This is a genomic window from bacterium, assembly GCA_029210965.1.
In the GTDB taxonomy this organism is placed as follows: domain Bacteria; phylum BMS3Abin14; class BMS3Abin14; order BMS3Abin14; family BMS3Abin14; genus JALHUC01.
The window spans coordinates 1-2,292 of sequence record JARGFZ010000088.1 but is presented as its reverse complement, the minus strand read 5'-3'; the positions used below and the strand labels follow the sequence as shown (position 1 = coordinate 2,292).

Here is a 2,292-nt window from a genome sequence, read left to right as displayed (position 1 = left end):
AAACATTCGACCGTATGGGCGGTAAATCGGGCATCAAGATCCTTCTTGATGAGTTGATAAGGCACCGAGTAGTAATGACCATCAACTTCGACATGGTAGTCGATGTTGACCCCAACAATTTTCCATTCCGCGTATGTGTAGCGCGACGTGGGCAGCTGCTTGAGCGCTGGTTTATCCAGTGTCTCGAACATCTCCCGGCGTGAACCCGGAAGTTTCTGGAATGGACGGTCATTGTATTGTGTCAACAGCTCGGCGATGGCGGCGTTAGCCTCACCCAGGGAGAAGAAGGTCCGGTTGCGCAAACGGGCCAGGATCCAGCGCTCTACCACCTGTACGGCGGACTCCACCTTGGCCTTATCCTTTGGTTTGCGTACACGGGCAGGGATGATGACGGTTGGTCAACGACAATTACACTTCCCCCCCAGCGACAATTACACTTCCCTATTGTTTAGTTGCCACTGCTGACGGGTGAATATTTGTATTCAGTTGCCTTGCTGTTGCTTTGCCTGCTTGGCCCGATAACTATCGTTGTCCAACTCAAGGATCGTTGAATGGTGAACCAGGCGGTCGATAGCGGCGGCAGTCGTCATCGGATCTTTAAAGATCCTGTCCCATTCACTGAAGACCAGATTGGAAGTAATCATCAGGCTGCGCCGTTCATATCGTTCAGAAAGGAATGTGAACAGCACCTCCATTTCCTCACGGCTTTGCTGCACATAACCAATGTCATCTAGCACCACCACATCGAAGCGATCAAGCTTCTTGAAAACCTTCTCGATGGCAAGCTCACGTTTGGCGATGAGCAACTGTTCCACCAACCGGTGAGTGCTTATAAACAGCACAGCATAACCTCTCTGGATCACGAGTTCTCGAGCGATGGCCGCCAGCAAGTGCGACTTGCCACGGCCAGGAAGTCCGAACGCCAGGACATTCTCGGCCCGTTCGATGAAACCGCCTTCGACCAGCACAGGGATCTGTCGACGCACCTTTATCGGCATCAGCTTATGGTCTAACGTGGCAAGACTTTTGCCTTCCGGCAACCCGGAGCGTTTCAAAAGCCGTTCAATGCGCCGTTCGGCTCGCTCATTGACCTCCAGTTCAAGCAATCCTTTCAGGTATTGTTCAAAACCCCAATTCGCGGACTCGGCTTGATTGGCCATGTTCCCGTATTCACGTTGAATGGAAGGCAGGCGCAAGGACCGCAGCATCATAGCCATACTGTCTGCTTTGCTCATACCCGCACCCCCTGACTGCCCAGCAAATCATCGTAATCCATTAAATTTACCACTAACGGTTGCAGCCGTGGTGGTTCATGTACGGCTGGACGACACGCATCCAGCACCCTATCCAGCCGTGGGATTTCTCCCTTGTGGCGCATGGCCAACAAGACCACTTCGACTTCGCATTGCATCGTGCGGGCCGCATGATGCAGCAACTGGAGATACTCCCGGTCAGCTGTCCGCTCGCTCAGTTTCTCCGAGAGGCACTCCCATGCCCATCGGAATACCTCTGTAGGGAAGAGTTCTTCGCGAAAACGGTATTGTCGAAAAGCCCCCGGCTTGCGCACCAACCAGCCAATCACGTGCCTGTAGTTGATCTGGTGCTCACCATCGCGCGATACCCATGGTGCGGTAATTTGATGAACTCCGTTATAGAACACCTCCAAACGATCCTCATAGCGCCTCGCCGAGACCTTCTCGCCAATCAGGCGGCTTGGCACCGAGTAAATCCGCCGCTTAACGGTGATTGTGCTCCAGCTACGCACCCGACAACTAGTTTCTTCATATTCGGTCAGGCGTGAGACGTTCAGCACGGACATTTGTTTCAACTCTTCGGCCAGTCGTACACCGCGCCCGCCGTTGGCTTTCTCCAGGACATGTTCAAGGAACAGGCGATAGTCATCTACGCTCACTGCTGTCCGGTTAAAATTGAGTGTACAGCTATAACCTGTTGATTATATAGGCTCTTTGACATAATTGTTCTTTTTTCGATTTGAACTCGCACCCTAGGTTTTGAGAGTGTTACCGTCCTGATATTTCAGGAGGGTATCCATGAACACCGGTCAGACTGTTTTCAGGCAACTCCTCCAGTTTTTTCCTAGGCATGAGTTCAACAGCTGCGTCAACCGATATCATGGCGAGTACCGCACCAGAGGCTTCTCCACATTTGATCAGTTTCTTTGTCTGGCGTATGGCCAGTTAGCGAGTCGTGAGAGCAGGTCCAGCAGGGTCCAGTTCTACAGCCAGGTTCGGGGACGGTTGTCCACGCCGGTGACAGCCAGTACCTCCCACC

Annotated in this window: 3 protein-coding genes and 1 pseudogene; 1 reads left to right on the top strand and 3 read right to left on the bottom strand. The window is 52.7% G+C overall.

Annotated elements, in window-relative coordinates; genetic code table 11:
• From P1S59_14350 to P1S59_14340, 3 genes and pseudogenes are all read right to left on the bottom strand, one after another.
• Positions 1–389: pseudogene (locus tag P1S59_14350) on the bottom strand (IS21 family transposase).
• 93 nt (positions 390–482) lie between these two features.
• The gene (istB, locus tag P1S59_14345) at positions 483–1,235 is read right to left on the bottom strand and encodes an IS21-like element helper ATPase IstB (GenBank protein MDF1527408.1); all 753 of its coding nucleotides are present in this window, start codon (positions 1,233–1,235) and stop codon (positions 483–485) included.
• Positions 1,232–1,912: a hypothetical protein gene (locus P1S59_14340; protein ID MDF1527407.1), complete on the bottom strand. Its 681-nt coding sequence runs from the start codon at positions 1,910–1,912 to the stop codon at positions 1,232–1,234. The genes istB and P1S59_14340 overlap by 4 nt, the downstream gene beginning before the upstream one ends.
• Before the next feature lie 139 nt (positions 1,913–2,051).
• On the opposite strand from P1S59_14340, the gene P1S59_14335 reads away from it, so the two are divergent.
• On the top strand, positions 2,052–2,292 hold a 241-nt coding region (locus P1S59_14335; protein ID MDF1527406.1), incomplete at its 3' end, for a DUF4372 domain-containing protein.